Below are 16,565 nucleotides of genomic sequence, written 5' to 3' on the forward strand. Positions count from 1 at the left end.
ATGGGTGAGCGCCGCGGTGATGCTGGTCAACGGGGTGTGGAGCACCTGGTGCGCACACGCTGCCGTCCGCGGGTTGCGGCGGCTCGCCGACCAGCGCGAATCTGTCCGATCCGAGCCCGGGCGGGTCGCGGCGGGCAGCGATATCGTGGTCGTCGTGCCGATGCTCCACGAAGCCGACCGCGCCGCCGAGTGCGTGGACCACTGGTGCAAACTCCTCGCCGACCACCCCGAACTTCGGTTGTGCGTCCTCACCACCGACCGCGAACGCCACGAACGCCCCGAAGGACCGCACAGCTGGGACGCGGTCACAGCCGCCGCGAGCTTTCGCCGCGCCACTGTCGCCGGTCGCGCGGAACTGCTGCACTACCCGCGCGTGAACCGCACCTACGGTGAACAGCTCGGCTGGGCCCTGGACCTGCTGACCACCCGTCCCGCGCCGCCGGACCACCTCTACGTCGCCAACATCGATTCCCGGCTCTCGCCCCACGGCTGCGCCGAGATCGTCGAACTCGCCGCCACCGTTGCGGTGGCGCAGCAGTCCAGTGTGTTCTTCGGCAACCTCGACGACCTCGGGCCGGTCGCGACCGCCGAAGCATTCTACCAATCGCGGTGGAGCTTCGAGCACGAGATCTTCCGCTACCTCGCCGGGGCCGGGCACCTGCACTGTCTGCCGGGTTGGCTGCGGTCGATCTGGTACCAGCACACCGTCGGGCACGGCCTGCTCATCGCGACTGCCACCTATCGGCGCCTCGGCGGGCTGCCAAGCCCGCGCCACGGTCTCGAGGACGCCGCCCTCGGCGTCGCGATCCGCGAAGCCGGCCTGCACATCCACCCGTTCTCCACCCTGGAATGCGGTGACGCGCCCTCCTCGGTCCGGGAAGTGCAGCGGCAGCGCTCGACCTGGATCCGCGGACCGCTGTGCAGCAGCGAATACCCGCGCACCCGCCGCGGCCACCTCATCGCCGCCCAAGGCACCTACGGCGGCGTCAAATGGGCGCTGGCCGTGCCCGCCCAGGCGATCACCTTGATCGTGGCCTCACCTCGCCAGCGGGTCATGGCCATCCTCGGATGGCTCCTCGCGCTCTACGGGCCGCTCATCGCGATGCTCCTCGGCCTGCGCCGGCTCGACTTCCCCAGCGCCTACCGGCCCCGGCGCAGGCACATCACCCGGGCGATCCTCTACTACCCAGTCGCTGCGGTGAGCTGCTGGGCCGGTGGACTGCGCGGAGCAGCGCTGCTCGCCCGCGACGTCGCTCGCGGCCACGCACCGATCCAGCCTCGGACCCGGGAGACCGAATGACCAACCGTGTCGATGCCCCAGTGCAGTGCGTGCTGCCGATCTTCGGCACCTTCGTCTTCTTCGACTGGTACAACACCCTGTCCACGGCCCAGTTCTGGGACTCGATCCTCGGCAACCAACGCCACCCCCTCGCTGGCCCGCTCAACGCCGCGCTGGAAGACCTGTTCCGGGGCCGCAAGGAATTCGTCGGCTCCTGGATGCGCGGGCAGGTCACCGACGAACAAGTCATCGACACCCTGAACCTGACCCTGCCCCGCGGCTACAGCAACGACTACCTGCTGCGAGAGTTGCTGCGCGACTGCCGCAACGCCAAGATCAACCCCGACATGGCCGACATCGTCCGAGCCCTACGCGACCGGGCCTTCCTCGCAGTCGCCTCCGACAACATGGAATGCTTCGTCCACGCCGCACCCCGCGTCCTAACCGGTGAGCTGCGCATCGACGAGCTGATCGTTTCCTCCTCAGTCGGATCGCTGAAAAAGGAGTCCCCGGACCGGTTCTTCGGCCCGACTCTGGACCGCTACGGGCTGACCCCCGCCGACGCCGTCCTCATCGACGACTGCGCCGACACCTGCCAGATCTTCCGCGAATGGGGCGGATCGGCCTACCACTTCACCGAACCCGGCCAACTCCGCGCCGACATCGCCCACCTCCTGCCCGAACTGGCTGGCGTCTGACCTCGCGGATTCAGCGCCCCGAAGCCCTCTGGCCCCGTTGTGCAGGCTCTGCACGAAGACACGAAATTGTCAGTGCCGATTCGTCAACGCTGACATTCTCCAGCGAGGGACCATGCGACCGGCCAGATCGCTGCGCCGTCCCGGGCGAAGCCGGGCACGTTCACCCAGGCCCCCTCCAGGCGTCGGCGGTAGACCTCGCCCAAGAACCCGGGCGACGCCGGGTTTCCCTGACGGCAGTTGGCCGCCGGTGGACGGGATGAGGCTGGAACGAAACCTCGCCGACTTGCAGCGTCACGCGACCCACTTCGTCGAGCGCCGCGGATTCACCTATACCGTCCTCGAGATCGTCGGTGGGGACGTGATCGGGTGCGTCTACATCTATCCTTCCGCCAGCGATGAGTACGACGCCGAGGTGAGCTCCTGGGTCCGCGCGGACAGGACCGAACTCGATGGACCCGTGTACTCGGCGGTCGCGGACTGACTGTCCATCTCCTAGCCGTTCCACGCGATCGGCTACCGGCCTAGATGACCCGGTCCTGGACATCCGCCTCGGAAGGTGTCCCCGCCGAGGCGAATCCGCGCAGGAGATGGGTCAGCTGCCGACGCAACTCCGGACCGATCGCGGGCGGATCGTCGGCGTTCAGGACCAGCCGGTGGACGACGGCGACCACCGTGAACGCGAGCACGCCGGGGTCGGCGGTCGCGGCGAGGCGGCCCAGGTCCCGCTCGGCGGCCAGGTAGGCGGCGACCGCGTCTTCGAGGGCATCGAACCCCGCCGTCCGCTCCCCCAGAATTTCCTCGATGCGCCGGCCCACGTCGGGGCGCGCGGCGAGCAGGCGGGTCAGCGCGATCACAGCGACCGGTGGTTGTTCTTCGACTGCCGCACAGAGGTTTTCGACGACAGTCGCCGCTCCGACGCGCTCGCGCAGCGCGGCCGCCCCGGCCGAGAGCTGGAACTGCCGGTCGACGGCATAGCCGTACACGAAGTCGTCGAAATCGGCGAAGTGGGCGTACAGCAGGCCGGTCGCGACGCCCGCTTCGTCGGTGACCGCCCGGCCGCGCAGCCTCGCCACCCCGTCGCGCAGGATCACCGACTCGGCGGCGGCGAACAGCTGCTGCCTGACCTCTGGAATCGCGACACCTCTGGGCATCCCCCGAGTGTAGAGCCACGGGCCGTCCCGCTTACGACCGGTTTGAGCGTATGTTCATACTTGGTTTGAGCAAACGCTCAAACCAAGGGCGATGGGAGACCTCACGATGACGAACACACGGCCCGACAACTCGACCCGGCGCGTGATCATCGCCGGTGCCGGCATCGCGGGACTGGCCACCGCGCTGCGGCTGCATCGCAGCGGGTGGCACCCGCTCATCGTGGAGCGGGCACCGGCCCGGCGCAGCAGTGGATACATGGTGAACCTGCTCGGAGCCGGTTACGAGGCGGCCGAACAGCTGGGCATCGCCGAGGCGTTGCGCCGCCACGATCTGGGGCCGTTCACGTCGATCCTGGTCGACGCCGAGGGGACCCATAAGCTCACAGTTCCGACCGAACTCGCGCACGCCGCGCTCGGCGAACGCGCGCTCACCGTGTTCCGCGGCGATCTCGAGGCCACGCTGTTCGAGGCGGTGCGCGACGACGTCGAGGTCCGGTTCGCGACCACCGTCACGGGCGTGACGCAGGACGACGATCGCGTGCACGTCACGTTCAGCGACGGCTCCCACGAGGAAGCGGACCTCCTCGTCGGCGCCGACGGATTGCATTCGGGCGTAAGCGAACTCGTCTTCGGACCGGAAGCCGAACACCTGGTCGACCTCGGCTGCGTGGTGGCGGCCTTTCCGCTCAGCTAAGTCCCGGAGGATCTACCCGACTGCGCCGGAACGACTTTCATCGGGCCCGGCCGCACCGCCGCGGTGATCAACCTGGGGCCGGGGCGTTCGTGCGCGTTCTTCACCTACCGCACCGCCGACGCGGCCGCGCACCTGGCGCGGGGCCCGCACCGAGCGCTCACGGAGGCGTTCGGCGATCTCGGCGGAGCGATACCCGCAGTCCTGTCTCAGCTTTCGGCGAGTTCCGCCGAGGTCTACTTCGACTCGGTCAGCCAGATCAAGATGTCCGCGTGGCACGACGGACGCGTGACGCTGCTCGGGGATTCCGCCTGGTGCGTCTCCCTGTTCGCGGGTCACGGCGCCGCCCTCGCGCTCACCGGGGCCACCACACTCGGTGACGCCCTCGACAACCACCCCGGCGACATCCCGTCGGCCCTGTCCGAGTGGGAATCCCGGCGCAGGCCCGACGTTCGGACGCGACAAGCGCAGGCGCGCAAAGGCATGGTCCAGTACACACCGCCGACTCGCGCCCACGTGTGGGCCCAGCACGCCGCCATCCGCGCCATGACCCTGCCCGGACTGCGCCAGCTGGCCCGGCGGTCGATCGCCCGCGCCGCACGCGCCTGAGCCGGGTACGCACCCGGCCAGCCCTTCGACCAGCGCGTTCGAACACGGTGGCGAAACTGTGTAACGCGCGGTTCGCGATGATCGATTCAGTCGGTGAGTCACAACGGTGACCGAAAACAACTCGAGAGAAACGGATTTCGGATGATTCGATCCGTCGCTGCCCCGGCGCGGGAGCCGTGCCGGGCGGTGCGATGATGATGTCCGCCGCTCCGAAAGCCGCGCACTTCCAGCCCGGCGCGGCGTAGGCGAAATTCTGATCACGACACAGTAGGTGTCGTCGCAATCCCATTTCGGCCATCCGCACCCATTTGCCGGTCGGATGACGCTCTTTCCCTTGCCTTTTCGAGAATACGACTCGGGGCGGAGCTGTGCCGTGACGGCCCTTCGGTCGGCATCAGCGGACCGAACTATCTGACAGCAGCCGCCCAGCGCGGCCTCACTCGGGAGACACAGTGAAACGACCTGCTCTACTCGCGGCCGCCGCCGCGATCGCGATGGCCCTGACGGCATGTGGTGGCGAAGACGCTGCCGATGCCGGAGCATCGGCGTCCAGTACCGTCTCCGCCTCGACCACCGCGCCCGCGAGCGCGACCCCCACGCCCGCCGAGCAAGCTCCCGCTCCCGCCGGTGACACCCCGGCCCCGGCGGGCAACCCGCCCGCGCCCGCCCCCGGAAACCCGGCACCCGCGCCCGCCCCCGGAAACCCGGCACCCGCACCGGCCCCCGAAAACCCGGCGCCCGCACCTTCGACCGCACCGCCGCAGTCCGCCCCGTGCGACGTGGTGACCAGGGAATACCTGATCACCACGTTGCGGATGACGGGATCGCCGGACGTGCACATGGCCGACCTCCAGGACGCGCGGTGCAGCGGCAACTTCGCCACCGCGATGACCTACCCCGAGGGCGTGCTGCACCCCGAGATGTACCTGTTCAAGTACACCGAGGAGGGCTGGCGCCTGCTAGAGATCGGCCTCGGCATGGACTGCGTGAACCGTCTCGGCGTCCCGCGCGCCGACGGCGTCGCGATCGGTTGCGCCAACTAGGATTACGCACACACGGTTCACGAGAACGTCGGCGGCCGTGGTCGAGCCAGGCCATCCCGGCTCGGCCATCGCCGCATCGAACGCGCCGCCCGTTCCTGATTCGGGAGCGCGACGCCACTGTCGCGCTCCCGGATCGTCAGCCGCCGCACCGAGTCGGCCGACACCGAGCAGCCGGCAGCGGTGGAGCACAGCTCGGCCCGGCGATATCGAGATACCGACCAATTAGGCCTGGCGCTGGTGTGTTCGGGTGCGCGCGGGCCGCCCGGCACGGCATCGACTCCACCCAGGGTGGGGATTCGTGCCACCTCGGAGCAGCACACTCAGCACTCGGGGGTCTGCTGCCGGAGCGGTCGAGGGCGGAGAGTGGGAGACCACGCCACCAGCGACCGGAGAGACCGATGCCGACCACCACGCTCACCAGCCAGGAACGCCGTTCCGTGGTCACGGCCATGGACGGCGCGGAGCTGGCGGTGCGGGAGTACGGGCCGCGCGACGCCGAGGTCACCGTCGTCCTGCTGCACGGGCACTGCCTGCGCTCGGAGTCGTGGACCTACGTGCGCGACCTGCTGGCGCGGCGGTGCGGTGACGCGCGGATCGTCTGCTACGACCACCGCGGGCACGGCGACTCCGCCACCGCCGCCCGCCGCACCTACCACCTCGACCAGCTCGCCGACGACCTGCGCACGGTGCTCGACGCCGTCGCCCCCACCGGGCGCGTCGTCCTGGCCGGTCACTCGATGGGCGGCATGACCGCCCTCACCTACGCCGCGCGCAACCCCCACGAGATCGGCGCCCGGATCGCCGGTGTCGCCCTCATCGCGACTGCGGCGAACGGCCTCGCCGAGGCCGGCTTCGGGCGGCTGCTCCGCAGCCCGGTGATCGCCGCCTTCCAGACCGCGGTCCGCTGGGCGCCCAAGACCATGCAGCGCGCGAAACTGCTGGCGGGCAAGGTGTTCGCGCCGATCATCCGCACCGCCGAATTCGGCAACCGCACCGTGAGCCCCCGCACCCTCGCGCTGGCCAAGGCGATGCACAACGCGACCCCGATCGTCACGATGGCGAGCTTCCTCAGCGGGTTCGCCGATTTCGATCGCACCGACGCCCTGCCCCTGCTCTCCCGCATCCCGACCGTGATCCTGTGCGGCACCGCCGATCTCATGACCCCGCTCTCGCACTCGGTCGCCATGGCGGCCACCGTCGAGTACGCCGACCTGGTCACCGTCCACGGCGCGGGCCACTCGGTGATCCTCGAACAACCGGCGCCCGTCGCCGACGCCCTGGCCCGCCTGCTCGGCCGCACCGGTGCGCGGCCCGCCCGCCGTCACCTGCGCCTGGCGGCCTGAATACCGACCACCACGGCAGCCCACGGGAGAGTTCCGCGATGCGCGGGGCGGCACCAAGGCGACTTCGGCCTACCTCAAAAGTTCGCCCTCGGACGTCTACGACTACCTCGCTTGTCTGCCACCGAGGGCACCCAAAAGTTGCATACATTCCGGAGACCCAGAACGAAAACTCATCACAATTGCCGCGTTTCATCCCTACTTCGTTCAGAAACTCGCACGACTCGTCAAGACGGGATGACGATTCGCGAACGTCGTATGCCGATGTCACGAGCACACCTGGCCGGTTTCCGATGCCCCTGGCAGGCGACTTTCCGCAGCTCGGACGAATTGTTCCGGAGCCGGCGATGCCACTCCCGCCCGCCGCCGACCCCAGCTACCGGAAGGTCGACCATGCCTACCCGCTAGTAATTACCACCGATCAGGAGCAACCCGATTTACGGACCGATACATTCGTGGCACTGCAAACCCCTGGATATCGTGAATGTGAGGTACCACCTCTATGAGAACCATGCACGGCCTGATGGTCGCTGCTGTCGTGATACCAGGCTGGCTACTCGGCGCAGGCGGCGAGGCGAAGGCGGATTCGGTGTCCGAACGCCAGGCCGATCCCGTCACTTCTGCCGTAGGTCACGGAATCGGCGTGGCGCGCGAGATACTCGACGACATCATCTGTGTTATCGATCCGACAGCCCTTCGCAGGATCGGCAGCGCCACCGGTATGAATTTCCCCGGTTCCGAACCTCCCCCGTTGTGGCGATGCGATCCAGGGTCTCGTCCACCTACCGGATCGGGATAGCTCGAATTCGGTGGCGATGAACTCGTTACGGCCACGCGCGAGGCCTGCTGCCGGGACGACTCGGCGAGCAAAGGTTCCGTACCGTCTGCATGCTGGCAGGTCTCCGTGGTGGGCATTCTGGAAACGGACACCCGCGCAACACAGAGACAATAGATCCGAGACGATCCGCGCAGCGCGGATCAGCAGCCGATCCGCTATTGGCGCGGTCTGGGCAACCGCGCTGGTCGCCATCGTGAGTTCGATTGTCACCGCCTTCGCGACATTCAGCGTCGCCAGTCGGCAGATCGACAGCGAGAACGATCGTTCGCGCGCCCAATTCCTCGCCGGAGAACGCCACTCGATCTACGTGGAGTATGTCATCGCGGTCACGGAATTCATCGATGCGGCAGATGCAGCTGTCCAGCACCCGGCTACCGTCGGCCACACCGATGACAGAGGTTCCGACGCGAGCGTCGACTCCGAGAATCTCGATGCAGTGACACAGGCGCTGCACAGCATGTCGCGAACTGCCGTCAGAGTGAATCTGTTCGGATCCGATTCCATCATCCACATAGCAGATCGATTGAGCGCCAAGACCACGGAAATTCTGGTTTCCGTCGTGTACGAGCGGAAACTGGACCAGGAAGACGTCCATGAGATCAGCGATCTCAGCCTCGAGTTCATCAGGACCGCGCGCGAAGACATCGACAGCAACCGATGAGGGGGCCGTCGTCGACCCGCGTCGGCGAGCTCACCGCCGACGTCGTCCGCGGCCTGGCATTCAGCGCCCCGATCCGCCGCAGCCACGGCGATCGCACCCCTCACCTGCTCGGAAGACCGCCGCCTCATTCATGCTCGGATTACGCAGGGCACCAACGGAACTCCCGGATTCCGCCCAGCGAGACCTGCGCTCCTGGCCTCTCCTCTACAGCCTGCTCGGGGCGCGAATCGTCATGACTGTGTCGTAGTGGACATCTCCTTGCGCGCTCGATGATCGATAGTGCGGCCCCCACCGGGGTCGCGGGCCGAGGTGGAGCTCGCGGCTCGCCAGGAGCGGACGAGGAGACGGTTTTCATGCAGATCGCATTTCTCACCTGTCCGGGGTGACGGCTCTCGATCTCGTCGGCCCGTACGAGGTGCTGCGGTCGAGCAGTTGGAAGCCGTCGAACACCGCCAACTGAACGAGTCGGGGTCCGGCCATGCGTCCATCCTCCAAGCGTCGGGCACGTGGCCACCACGACACGCCCATGACGATCCCGGCCACGGCGACCGATCCGAAGCGCTCGGCGTGCCGGAACCATCCCGGCGATATCAGTCTGAGACAGATAGCGGCCCGTCACCGAATCGGGCCGATTCATCGCGCAACGACAAGCACGAGCGCTCCGACCCCCTGGCCTGGGTTCCGATCCACCGCCGCCCATTTCGACGCAATCCGGATTGCACCAGTATTTCGATCACCCTCGACGGCTAAACTCGACCCACACGAACGACGGCCGACCCGGAAAGGTGCGCGATGCCAGGCGAGCGCAAGCGGATGACCCGCGCCGAGTCCCAGCAGCGCACGCGCGAGGACGTGCTGGACGCGGCCGAGGACCTCTTCCTCACCTACGGCCTGCACGGCACCACCGTCGCCAAGATCGCGGCCGCCGCCGGACGCACCCAGGGCGCGATCTACGCGAATTTCGACAGCAAGGAGAACCTCTGCGCCGAGGTTCTGATGCGCTGCTACCTGCGGACCTTCGCCGCACTCCTCGGCAAGGTCGCCGAAGTGGGCGACCTGTCGAACCAGCAGCTCGCGCCGCTGATCACCTGGTGGAAGGACTTGATCCGCGACGAGAGCCTGGTCACGCTGGCCGCGGAGTACGCCTTGGCGGCGCAGAAGAGTCCCGACCAGCTCGCCGTCTCGCGCGGGTACATCGAGATGGGGCGCAACATGTTCGGCGCCATGGTGTCCGGGGCGTTCCCGCCCGGCACCTCGGACGCGCAGCGCGAGACGGCGCTCAACGGCATTCTCGCCACCTCGGCCGGCGTCGCGCTGGGCCGCACCTTCGGCGTGCTCGACGACGACCAGGTCGGCGATCTGCTGATCCGCGCGGCGCGGATGTGGATCGCCGACATCTCCCCGGCCGACTGACACTCCCTGCTCCCCTGCCCGGTACCACTCTGCCGAAATTTCAGATTGCAACGCAATCGGAAGTGACTTACTGTCTGAGATAACAGGAACCACGGACCGACAAGGGAGTCGACCATGACCGACCCACACACCCCATCCGCACCACGCGAGGGGCGCGGACCATGCCGGTGACAGTGGTGACGGGCGCGGGCAGCGGCATCGGGCGGGCGACCGCCCGCCGATTCGCCCGGCGCGGCGCGACGGTGATCGTCGCCGATATCGAAGAGCGCACCGGCAAGGAGACGGTCGAGCTGATCGTCGCCGCGGGCGGTGCGGCGGAGTTCCGCCGGCTCGACGTGGCCGGCGCGGACGACTGGGAGCGCTTCGCCGAATGGGTCTGCGCGACACACGGCGTGCCCGATGTAGTGGTCAATAACGCCGGAATCCTCATCGGCGGAGGCTTTCTCGAACAGACCACCGCGGACTGGCGCCGGATGATCGCGATCAACATGATGGGCCCGCTGCTGGGCTCGCGCGTGTTCGTGCAGCGGATGACCGAGGCCGGCGTGCGCGGGCACATCGTCAACATCTGCTCGGTCGGGGCGTTCCTGCCCGCCGAGCTCGCCCCCTCCTACGTCACCGCGAAGGCGGGCGCGTGGTTCGGCACCCAGGCGTTGCGCGCCGAATTCGGCGGCCGGGGCATCGGAGTCAGCGCGATCTGCCCCGGGCTCATCCGAACCAACCTGGCCGCCAACGGAACTCGCGGCGGCGCCGACGAGCGGGCGAGCGCGGCGTGGGCGGCCCGCCTCGGCGGCCTGCACCGCTACGTCGGGCGCAGCCCCGACACCGTGGCGGCGGCCGTCGAGCGCGCCGTGCGCTGGAACCTCTCGACCGTGCCCGTCGGCGCCGAAGCGTGGGCCGGGTGGTACCTCTACCGGCTGTCGCCGTCGCTGATGCGCGGCCTCACCGGCCTGTTCTCGATGTCGTTCGTCGACGCGGCCACCGAACGCGTCGGCACGGTGCTGGGAGGCGCGCGATGAGAACCGTGATCGTCACCGGCGGCGGTGCGGGCATCGGGCGGGCGACCGCGAAGCTGTTCGCGCACAAGGGAGATCGCGTGATCCTCGCCGATATCGACGAGGCCGCCGCCCGGAACGCGGCCGCGGAGATCGTCGCGGACGGTGGACAGGCGGCGGCCCGCCGACTGGACGTCGCCGACGACGAGCAGTGGCACGAGTTCGGCGCGTGGGTGCTGGACGAGTTCGGGCCCGCCCACATCCTGATCAATAACGCCGGCGTCATGGACCTGGGCGGGTTCGTGGAGATGAGCGCCGCGCAGTGGCAGCGCGAGATCGATATCGACCTGATGAGCGTGGTGTACGGCGCGAAGGTGTTCGCGCGGCAGATGATCGATCACGGGGTCCGCGGACACATCGTCAATCTGTCCTCGATGGCGGCCTGCTTCCCCTCCCCGCTGGAACCCGCCTACGGCGTGGCGAAATCGGCGGTGCTGATGGCCAGCCAGTCGCTGCGCATCGAGTTGCGCGGGCACGGCATCGGCGTCACCGCCATCCTGCCCGGCGCGATCCGCACCGAACTGCTCGCCAACGGGCAGCGCGCGGGCCTGAATGCGCAGGAGGCCGAACAGTGGCGCTCATCCGCGGGCGGGATGCAGGAATTCGCGTTCGGCACACCGGAGAAGGTCGCCCGGGTCATCGAGCGCTCGGTGCGCCACAACTGGGCCGTGGTGCCGGTCAATCCGGAGGCGTGGGCGACCTACGCCCTGTTCCGCCTGTCCCCCGCGCTCACCCGCGAGGTACTCAGCCGGGTCTCGTTCGAGCGCCTCGAAGCGCTGATCCCCCTCGCCCGGCCGGTCCTGGCTCGGGTCGCGGGACGGTGAGGAGAGCACGCATGACATCCACCCCCGACTACGAGGTCGTGGTCATCGGCGCGGGCTTCGGCGGGATCAACGCCGGCGTGCAACTGCGCAAGGCCGGCATCGAGAACTTCGTCATCCTCGACAAATGGGACAAGGTCGGCGGCACCTGGAACGCCAACCACTATCCCGGCGTCGCCGTCGACATCCCGTCATTCCTCTACCAGTTCAGCTATCACCAAAAGGGCGACTGGTCACGGCTTTTCGCGCCGGGTCGGGAGATCCAGGCCTACGCCGAGGACGTCGTCGACACCTTCGGGCTGCGCCCGAAACTGCGCCTGAACACCACGGTGACCGGCGCCCGCTTCGACGAAGCCACCGACACCTGGCACGTGCGCACCGACGCGGGCGAGGTCACCGGGCGGTTCCTCGTCGCCGGCGTCGGCGGGCTGGAAGTGCCGAACCTGCCCGGCATTCCGGGCATCGAGAGCTTCGGCGGCACCGTGCTGCACACCGCCGACTGGGATCACAGCGTGGACCTGCGCGGCACACGCGTCGGCGTGATCGGCACCGGAGCCAGTGCGCTGCAACTGATTCCGGAGGCGGCCGAGGTCGCCGCCGACCTCACCGTCTTCCAGCGGACACCGATCTGGGTGGCGCCCAAGCCCGATTGGCGGGCCGGGCCGCTCACGAAGAGGGTGCTCGGCAACCCACTGCTGCGCGCGCCGCTGCGCGGTGTGGGCATGGTCGGCGTCGAGATCGGCGTCGGGGCGGGCATGGTGCACGGGCGGGCGATGATGCCGCTGATCCGCGGCGCGGAAGCGGCGCTGAAACTCTGGATGCGCACGCAGGTCGACGATCCCGAGACGCGCCGGAAACTCACGCCCCGGTACCTGCTCGGGTGCAAACGCCCGTCGCTGCACAACACCTACTTCAAGACCTACAACTTGCCGCACGTCCATCTGGTGACCGATCCGATCGAGAAGGTCACCCCCGAGGCGGTGCACACCCGCGACGGCGCCGCCCACGAGCTGGATATCCTGGTGTGCGCCACCGGATTCAAGGTGATGGCCAAGGGTGCCACCCCGCCGTTCCCGGCCCTGGGCCGCGACGGCCTGGATCTGAACGAATACTGGGAGCGCCACCGCTACCAGGCGTATCAGGGCGTCTCGGTGCCCAAGTTTCCGAACGCCTTCCTGGTGATCGGGCCCTACGCCTACGCCCCCGGCTCCTACCTGGTGCTCATCGAAGCCACCGGTAAGCACATGATCCGGGTGATCACCGAGGCGCGGCGGCGCGGCGCGACCCGCGTGGAGATCCGGCAGGAACCCCACGACCGCTACTTCCAGGACATGCAGCGGCGCGTCACGCGCGGTCCCCTGCTGACCCCCGCCTGTCACGGCTCGAACACCTACTACCTCAACCATCAAGGCGACGCGGCGGCCTTCCGCCCCTCCAGCGGCGCCGAGATGCGCTGGACCAACAGTCATTTCCCGCTGTCGGACTACCGGTTCACCCGGTCGACGGCCCTCCTCGAAGGCGAGAGCGCATGACCACCGCACCCCGGTACGACGTCGCCGTCATCGGCGCCGGGCCCGGCGGCATCGCCGCGGGCGTGAAACTCCGCGCGGCGGGCCTCGAGAACTTCGTCCTTCTCGAACGCGCCGACGACGTGGGCGGTAGCTGGCACGAGAACCATTACCCGGGACTGGGTGTCGATATTCCGGCCGTGGCGTACCAGTACTCGTTCGCGCGAAACGCCAACTGGAGCAGGGTGTTTCCGCACGGCGCGGAGGTCAAGCGGTATCACGCTGAGGTCGCGCGCCGTTTCGACCTCTACCGGCGCGTGCGCTTCGGCACGAACGTCGAACGCGAGGAGTGGGACGAGGACGGTGGCCACTGGACGCTGCACACCGGCGACGGCGCCACGGTCACCGCGCGCTTCGTGGTCAGCGCGGTCGGCGCGTTCGTGCGGCCCAAGGAGGAAGTGGGCATCGCCGGGGCCGCGTCGTTCGCGGGCAAGATCCAGCGGCCCAGCGACTGGGACCACGACTACGATATGCGCGGCAAGCGGGTCGGCATCATCGGCACCGGAGCCAGTGCGGTGCAGATCATTCCGGCCATCGCGCCCGAAGCCGGGTCGCTCACGGTCTTCCAGCGCACGCCCGTGTGGTCGATTCCCAAACCGGATTTCCCCGTGCCACCCGCCGCGCAGAAGGTGCTCGCCGTCCCCGGCGTGCAGGCCGCCCTGCACGGGGCTGCGCTGGTGGCGATCGACCTGGTGCTGCGCGGCGTCGTCAAGGGACCCGACCGCGCCGTGCGCTCGGCGATGCGCACCTTCGACTCGGCCTGCGTCGCCGCCTATCGCCGGTACCTGGGCCGGGTGGTCGACGATCCGGCGACGCGGGAGCGGCTGACACCGGATTTCGGGTTGCTCGCCAAACGGCCGACCATGTCGAATTCCTATCTGCGGGCCTACAACCGCGACAACGTGTCGCTGGTGACCACGCCGATCGCGGAGATCACCCCGGCGGGCGTGCGCACCCGCGACGGTGAGCGGCACGACTTCGACGTGCTCATCCTGGCCACCGGGTACGAGGTGTTCTCCGACCCGCAGACCTACCGTCCGGGAACGGTGGTGGGCCGCAACGGTTTCGACCTCGCGAAGTTCTACAACGCCGAAGGGTTGCAGGCCTACGAGAGCGTGTCGGTGCACGGCCTGCCGAACCGGTGGACACTGTGCGGACCGTATTCGTGGACCGGATCCGGCTGGCATGCCTTCGTCGAGATGACCGCCGACCACGCCGTACGCGCCATCACCGAGACCCGCCGACGCGGCGCGCAGGTCTGCGAGATCCGCAAGGAGGCCGCCGAGGCCTACCACCGCAAGGTCTACGAGCGGGGCCGCTCGCTGCGCTACTACCTCGCCGAGCTCAACGGCCACGTGCCGACCTACTACCGGAACTCCCAGGGCGACAGCACCTACGTGCGCCCGTCCGGCTTCTTCGAGGCCCGTCGCGGCAATCGCAAGTTCCCGCTCGACGACTACTCCTATGCGCCGGTGGGGGTTTCGTCGTGACGACCCTCGTCGCCGTGCCTCGCGGCGGTTCCGTCGAACTGGTCAATCGCGCGGGCCTCACCGCCCGGCTCTCCCACGCCGTCGCGCGGGCCACCCTGCGCCCCCTGGTCGACACGGCCGCCACGGTGGCCGAGCGGGGACCGCTGGCGGGTGCGCCCGCGTTCCGGATCGCCAACGCCGCCGAGTCGGCGGTCCGGCCGCTGCGGCCACCGCGCGGCACCCGTGTCCGTGCGCACCGGTTTCCGAACTGCCGCGCGGAATGGCTGTGGCACCAGGACATTCCCGGTCCCGAGCACATCGAGGACGGGGTGATCCTCTACTTCCACGGCGGCGGCTTCGTCACCGGCGGCCTGCACAGCCACCGGCGGATGGTGGCACGCCTCGCCGCGGCCAGCGGGATGCCGCTGCTGAACGTGGCCTACCGGCAGTTGCCGCGCGCTCACCTCACCGACACCGTCGACGACGCCCTCACCGCCTACCGGCACCTGCTCGACCGGGGATGCGCGGCGGACCGGATCGTCGTGGCGGGCGATTCCGCGGGCGGCGGCGTGGCCTACCTGGCCGTCCTCGCCGCGCGCGAGCGCGGGTTGCCCCTGCCCGCGGGCATCGCGACGATCGCACCGCTGGCGAATCTCGACTCCGCTCGCCGCCGCGCTCATCCCAATAACGCGAAAGACGCGCTGCTGTCGGCCTATTCGCTCTCCGTCCCGGTCTCGACAGGGTTCGCGCGCGACGGCCGGATCGACCCGGCGTGGTCACCGGTGAATCACGACTTCACCGGTATGCCACCGACCTTCATCCAGGTCGGCGCCCAGGAAGTGCTGCTCGCCGACACCGAACAGCTGGCGCGGCGCTACGCCGAGGCCGGGGTCGCGTGCACGATCCAGATCTGGGACAAGGCCGTTCACGTCTTCCAGGCGGCCGCCGACCTCCTGCCCGACGCCCGCGCCGCCCTCGGGCACATGGCCGACTTCCACCGCGCAGTCGTCGCCTCCGCGCACGCCACCGAGCTTCGCACGGGGACAGATGCGTAACTCCGGCGAATTCCCCCGAACCACGAGGTCGCGATCATGACCGGACCCGCTCCCGGCGCCACGGCCCGCCTCACCGCGCTGCTCGACCCGCGCCGCTGCACCCGCGTCGTGCTCACCCGGCACGGGTACACGGACACGCTCGGCGCGAGCGCGCCCCCGGTGCACAGCGTCGCCCAGCGGCTCATGCGCACCAGCGTCTACTCGGCCGGGTATCAGCTCGCGCGCCCGCTCGGCTACCGCCTGCTCGCCGGAGCGATCGGCTCCGGACGGGATTCGGAGCGGGCCAGGATCTCCGGCTTGCTGCGGCTGCGCCCCGGCGACACGCTGCTCGACATCGGTTGCGGCCCCGGCAATTTCACCGGCTGGTTCGGCACCGGCGTGGCCCCGGACGGGCTGGCCGTCGGCGTGGACGCCTCCCACCAGATGCTGCGCCGCGCCGTCCACGACAATTCCGGCCCCACCGTCGCCTACGTGCGCGGCGACGCCGAGCACCTGCCCTTCGCCGACGGCGTGGCCGACGCCGTGAGCTGCCTGGCCGCCCTGTATCTGATCAACGAGCCGGTCCGCGCGATCACCGAGATGGCCCGCGTGCTGCGGCCGGGCGGCCGCCTGGTCATCGTCACCAGCGCCGCCCGCGGCCCCCTCCTGCGCCACCCCGCGTGGGAGAAACTCAGCGGCGTCACCATGTTCGACCCGGACGAGATCACCGGCTACCTCGAGAACGCCGGATTCGGCGCGACCGACCGTACGCTCAGCGGACTCGCGCAGACGGTGGTCGCGACCAAACGCTGAGATCGCGCCTCGCGCACGAAATTCCTTCATCCACAACACATTCCGCAGGCAGGGAGCCAGGAGGACGCCGGCGCCCGCCCGA

The 16,565-nt window shown here is 69.1% G+C and carries 16 protein-coding genes; 15 read left to right on the forward strand and 1 reads right to left on the reverse strand.

The annotated features are described in order from the left end of the window. Positions 1 to 4 precede the first annotated feature (4 nt). From OHB21_RS31690 to OHB21_RS31700, 3 genes are all read left to right on the forward strand, one after another. A complete protein-coding gene (locus OHB21_RS31690) occupies positions 5 to 1,300 on the forward strand; it encodes a glycosyltransferase (protein WP_195124409.1) in 1,296 nt (431 codons plus the stop codon). Continuing rightward, complete coding sequence (locus OHB21_RS31695) at positions 1,297 to 1,977, forward strand: HAD family hydrolase (RefSeq protein ID WP_195124410.1); 681 nt, start codon at positions 1,297 to 1,299, stop codon at positions 1,975 to 1,977. Before OHB21_RS31690 ends, OHB21_RS31695 begins: the two co-directional genes overlap by 4 nt. A 256-nt stretch (positions 1,978 to 2,233) precedes the next feature. After that, complete coding sequence (locus tag OHB21_RS31700; protein WP_067510969.1) at positions 2,234 to 2,458, forward strand: hypothetical protein; 225 nt, start codon at positions 2,234 to 2,236, stop codon at positions 2,456 to 2,458. 40 nt (positions 2,459 to 2,498) lie between these two features. Here OHB21_RS31700 and OHB21_RS31705 read toward each other — a convergent pair whose 3' ends face one another. Next, positions 2,499 to 3,128: a TetR family transcriptional regulator gene (locus OHB21_RS31705; protein WP_067510968.1), complete on the reverse strand. Its 630-nt coding sequence runs from the start codon at positions 3,126 to 3,128 to the stop codon at positions 2,499 to 2,501. Between the two features lie 106 nt (positions 3,129 to 3,234). Between OHB21_RS31705 and OHB21_RS31710 the strand changes: the two genes are divergently transcribed. From OHB21_RS31710 to OHB21_RS31765, 12 genes are all read left to right on the forward strand, one after another. After that, the gene (locus OHB21_RS31710; RefSeq protein ID WP_228788467.1) at positions 3,235 to 3,822 is read left to right on the forward strand and encodes an FAD-dependent oxidoreductase; all 588 of its coding nucleotides are present in this window, start codon (positions 3,235 to 3,237) and stop codon (positions 3,820 to 3,822) included. Between the two features lie 63 nt (positions 3,823 to 3,885). After that, complete coding sequence (locus tag OHB21_RS31715; RefSeq protein ID WP_228788468.1) at positions 3,886 to 4,428, forward strand: Rossmann-fold NAD(P)-binding domain-containing protein; 543 nt, start codon at positions 3,886 to 3,888, stop codon at positions 4,426 to 4,428. Between the two features lie 452 nt (positions 4,429 to 4,880). Beyond that, on the forward strand, positions 4,881 to 5,471 hold the full coding sequence (locus tag OHB21_RS31720; protein ID WP_147265708.1) for a hypothetical protein: 591 nt from the start codon (positions 4,881 to 4,883) through the stop codon (positions 5,469 to 5,471). A gap of 398 nt (positions 5,472 to 5,869) precedes the next feature. Further along, entirely contained in the window at positions 5,870 to 6,814 is a 945-nt protein-coding gene (locus OHB21_RS31725) for an alpha/beta fold hydrolase (RefSeq protein ID WP_195124411.1), read from the forward strand. Between the two features lie 1,028 nt (positions 6,815 to 7,842). Next, positions 7,843 to 8,310 carry a hypothetical protein gene (locus OHB21_RS31730; RefSeq protein WP_195124412.1) on the forward strand — a complete coding sequence of 156 codons (468 nt, stop codon included), beginning with the start codon at positions 7,843 to 7,845 and terminating at the stop codon, positions 8,308 to 8,310. A 792-nt stretch (positions 8,311 to 9,102) separates the two neighbouring features. Then, the gene (locus OHB21_RS31735; protein WP_195124413.1) at positions 9,103 to 9,723 is read left to right on the forward strand and encodes a TetR/AcrR family transcriptional regulator; all 621 of its coding nucleotides are present in this window, start codon (positions 9,103 to 9,105) and stop codon (positions 9,721 to 9,723) included. 161 nt (positions 9,724 to 9,884) lie between these two features. Continuing rightward, the gene (locus OHB21_RS31740) at positions 9,885 to 10,742 is read left to right on the forward strand and encodes an SDR family NAD(P)-dependent oxidoreductase (protein ID WP_195124414.1); all 858 of its coding nucleotides are present in this window, start codon (positions 9,885 to 9,887) and stop codon (positions 10,740 to 10,742) included. After that, positions 10,739 to 11,602: an SDR family NAD(P)-dependent oxidoreductase gene (locus tag OHB21_RS31745; protein ID WP_195124415.1), complete on the forward strand. Its 864-nt coding sequence runs from the start codon at positions 10,739 to 10,741 to the stop codon at positions 11,600 to 11,602. The genes OHB21_RS31740 and OHB21_RS31745 overlap by 4 nt, the downstream gene beginning before the upstream one ends. Before the next feature lie 11 nt (positions 11,603 to 11,613). Further along, the gene (locus tag OHB21_RS31750; RefSeq protein ID WP_195124416.1) at positions 11,614 to 13,131 is read left to right on the forward strand and encodes a flavin-containing monooxygenase; all 1,518 of its coding nucleotides are present in this window, start codon (positions 11,614 to 11,616) and stop codon (positions 13,129 to 13,131) included. After that, on the forward strand, positions 13,128 to 14,657 hold the full coding sequence (locus tag OHB21_RS31755) for a flavin-containing monooxygenase (RefSeq protein WP_195124417.1): 1,530 nt from the start codon (positions 13,128 to 13,130) through the stop codon (positions 14,655 to 14,657). Before OHB21_RS31750 ends, OHB21_RS31755 begins: the two co-directional genes overlap by 4 nt. Further along, positions 14,654 to 15,691: an alpha/beta hydrolase gene (locus tag OHB21_RS31760; protein ID WP_195126424.1), complete on the forward strand. Its 1,038-nt coding sequence runs from the start codon at positions 14,654 to 14,656 to the stop codon at positions 15,689 to 15,691. Before OHB21_RS31755 ends, OHB21_RS31760 begins: the two co-directional genes overlap by 4 nt. Positions 15,692 to 15,727: 36 nt before the next feature. Then, complete coding sequence (locus OHB21_RS31765; protein ID WP_195124419.1) at positions 15,728 to 16,483, forward strand: methyltransferase domain-containing protein; 756 nt, start codon at positions 15,728 to 15,730, stop codon at positions 16,481 to 16,483. The last annotated feature ends 82 nt before the right edge of the window (positions 16,484 to 16,565 follow it).

The sequence above is a fragment of the Nocardia puris genome (assembly GCF_036051655.1).
In the GTDB taxonomy this organism is placed as follows: Bacteria; Actinomycetota; Actinomycetes; order Mycobacteriales; family Mycobacteriaceae; genus Nocardia; species Nocardia puris.